The organism is Streptomyces sp. PH10-H1, from assembly GCF_030063355.1.
In the GTDB taxonomy this organism is placed as follows: Bacteria; Actinomycetota; Actinomycetes; order Streptomycetales; family Streptomycetaceae; genus Actinacidiphila.
The window spans coordinates 1-3180 of record NZ_JASISZ010000017.1 but is presented as its reverse complement, the minus strand read 5'-3'; the positions used below and the strand labels follow the sequence as shown (position 1 = coordinate 3180).

The 3180-nt window shown below is 69.4% G+C and carries 2 protein-coding genes and 1 pseudogene; 1 reads left to right on the top strand and 2 read right to left on the bottom strand.

Annotated features, from left to right (window positions below; all coding sequences use genetic code 11):
* Positions 1-66: 66 nt before the first annotated feature.
* A complete protein-coding gene (locus tag QMK24_RS13355) occupies positions 67-1032 on the bottom strand; it encodes a zinc-binding dehydrogenase (protein WP_283465896.1) in 966 nt (321 codons plus the stop codon).
* A 149-nt stretch (positions 1033-1181) separates the two neighbouring features.
* On the opposite strand from QMK24_RS13355, the pseudogene QMK24_RS13350 reads away from it, so the two are divergent.
* Positions 1182-1385: pseudogene (locus QMK24_RS13350) on the top strand (sigma factor); the annotation flags it as partial.
* 112 nt (positions 1386-1497) lie between these two features.
* Here the strand turns inward: QMK24_RS13350 and QMK24_RS13345 are convergent.
* Positions 1498-2694, bottom strand: coding sequence for an NAD(P)-dependent malic enzyme (locus tag QMK24_RS13345; RefSeq protein WP_283465895.1), 1197 nt, complete (start codon positions 2692-2694; stop codon positions 1498-1500).
* Between the last annotated feature and the right edge of the window lie 486 nt (positions 2695-3180).

Below are 3180 nucleotides of genomic sequence, written 5' to 3'. Positions count from 1 at the left end.
CCGGAAGGGGTGGGGGTGGGGGTGCCGGCGCTGGGGCCCCCCCACACCGCAGCCATGTCACCAGGATCAGCTCATCGTCAGCACGATCTTCCCGAACAGCTCGCCGCCCGCCATCTTCTCGAAGCCCTCGCGGGCGCGGTCGAGCGGCAGCACGGAGTCGATCACCGGCCGGATCCCGGTGGCCGCGCAGAAGCTCAGCAGATCCTCCAGCTCGTCCTTGGTGCCCATCGTCGAGCCGACGACCTTCAGTTCCAGGAAGAAGATCCGGTTGAGTTCGGCGGCCGGCGGGTTCGGGCCGCTCGTGGCGCCCGAGATCACCAGCGTGCCACCGGGCCTGAGCGACTTCACCGAATGCGACCAGGTGGCGGCGCCGACCGTCTCGATCACCGCGTCGACCCGCCGCGGCAGCCGCGCTCCTGCCTCGAAGGCGGCCTCCGCGCCCAGTTCCACCGCCCGTTCGCGCTTGCCCTTGTCCCGGCTCGTCGCGAACACCCGCAGCCCCGCGGCCTTCGCCAGCACGATCGCGGCCGTCGCGACCCCGCCGCCGGCGCCCTGCACCAGGATGGAATCCCCTGGCCGCACTCCCGCGTTGGTGAAGAGCATCCGGTAGGCGGTCAGCCACGCGGTCGGCAGGCAGGCCGCCTCCTCGAAGGACAGCTCCGCCGGTTTCGGCAGCACGTTCCACGAGGGCACCGACACCCGCTCCGCGAAGGTCCCCTGATACCGCTCGGTGAGGATCGAGCGCGGCTCGTCCGGCCCCACCCCGTGCCCGGACTGCCCGATGACCGAGTGCAGGACGACCTCGTTGCCGTCCTCGTCGATCCCCGCCGCGTCGCAGCCCAGGATCATCGGCAGCCGCTCCTGCCCGAGCCCCACCCCGCGCAGCGACCACAGATCATGGTGGTTGAGCGACGCGGCCCGCACCGTCACCGTCGTCCATCCCGGCCGCCGTTCCGGCTCCGGGCGCTCCCCCAGCTCCAGGCCGTTCAGCGGCTGATCACGGTCGATACGTGCGGCATAGGCAGCGAACATGCCCAGAAACTATCCGTGCGGGCCACAACAGGTGAAGACCCCGCCGCGCGAAGCGACATTCGTCACCCCCACCGCGCAACCTCCCCGGCCTCCCACTGCACTGACACAGTGACGGGCGGTCCGCGCACGCGGTCACGGGAGGGGACGACATGCGGCAGGACGAGAGTGCCGGCGAGGGAGACGACGCGGTGCACGCGTTCGTCGGCGCGAGACGGGTGGCGCTCTTCCGCAGCGCGTTCCTGCTGTGCGGCGACCGCGACGAGGCCGATGACCTCGTCCAGACGACGCTCGTGACGGTCATCCTCGGCTGGCGCCGGCTGGAACGACTCGACAACGTCGAGGCCTACGCCCGCCCGCACGCGGGAGCCCTGCGGTCGCCTGGACCACGGTGCGCTGATCACGTGACGGTGGGCCGGCACCATGGGTGCCGGCCCGCCGTCGTACAACAACCCCCGCCGGAAGCGGTCAGCGGCGGGCGACGCCCTCCGCGCGGGCGGCGGCGGCGACCGCGGCCGTGACGGCCGGGGCGACGCGCGCGTCGAACGGCGACGGGATGACGCAGTCGGCACTGATCTCGTCGGCGATGACGGCGGCCAGCGCCTCGGCGGCGGCGATCTTCATGCCCTCGGTGATGCGCGAGGCGCGCACCTGGAGGGCGCCGGCGAAGATGCCCGGGAACGCGAGGACGTTGTTGATCTGGTTCGGGTAGTCGCTGCGGCCGGTGGCGACGACGGCCGCGTACTTGTGGGCGATGTCCGGGTGGATCTCGGGCGTCGGGTTGGCCATGGCGAAGATGAAGGCGCCCTTGGCCATGGTGGCCACCGCCTCCTCGCGCACGGTGCCGCCGGAGACGCCGATGAACACGTCCGCACCGTCGAGAGCGGCCTCCAGCGAGCCGGAAAGTCCAGCCTTATTGGTGTACGAGGCCAGCTCGCGCTTGACGGAGTTCAAGTCGTCACGTCCGCCGTGCACGATTCCCTTACGGTCGGCGACGGCGACATCGCCGATCCCCGCCTCGATGAGGATCTTGGCGATGGCGACCCCCGCGGCGCCCGCGCCGGAGATCACCGCGCGCAGCTCGCCCAGCGAGCGGCCGGTGAGCTTGGCGGCGTTGCGCAGCGCGGCCAGCGTCACGACGGCGGTGCCGTGCTGGTCGTCGTGGAAGACCGGGATGTCGAGACGCTCCTGCAGCTTGCGCTCGATCTCGAAGCAGCGGGGGGCGGAAATGTCCTCCAGGTTGACGCCGCCGAAGGACGGGGCGATACGCACCACGGTTTCGACGATCTCGTCCACGTCCGTGCAGGCCAGCGCGATCGGGACCGCGTCGACCCCGCCGAACTGCTTGAAGAGGATGGCCTTGCCCTCCATCACCGGAAGGGAGGCCTCGGGACCGATGTCACCGAGTCCGAGCACCGCGGTGCCGTCCGTGACCACGGCCACGACGTTGGACTTCCAGGTGTAGTCGTTCACCAGATCGGGTTGCTCGGCGATCGCCGTGCAGACCTTCGCGACGCCCGGCGTGTACGCGAGAGACAGATCGTCCGCGTCGCGCACCGGCACGGTGGCGGCCACCTCCATCTTTCCGCCGCGGTGCAGGGCGAAGACCGGATCGATGGGGAACGTGTCCGTATCGGTCCGAGAATTGACGATCTCCGCTGCCACAATTGACCCCTTTGTCTGATTTGGTTTCGAGGGTACTATCTCCAGAAATGGAGATAGGCGGGCTCGGCATCGGTACACCCAGGCACTTGAGTGGTCCTGAAGGCACCGGCGCCAGGCGTGCCGCACGCACGCCATGGGCCCCGGGATGAGGGGTAAGGATCCGTTCTACCGGAAGACCGATTCCGCTGCGAGTCCCATTCGGTTGCATCACGGTGACGCGAATAGGAAATATCGGCATACAGCGCGGCAAAAGGTCCGAATGGCAAGACAGCGCGGATACTGTGTGCGACTGGTCGGCGTGGCCCCCGCCATGGTCCGGCCTTGGTGTGCCGGCCCGGTGAGAGCCCGGGGATCGCCCGTTATCCGATTTTGACATAACTGGACCCCTGGCTGGGTCTGTCCGCATGGCAAGATGCGCAGATCACACCGGGTGGCGATAATCGGACACAGGTTTCGGACCCACCCACCCACCCCTCTCTCCGCCCT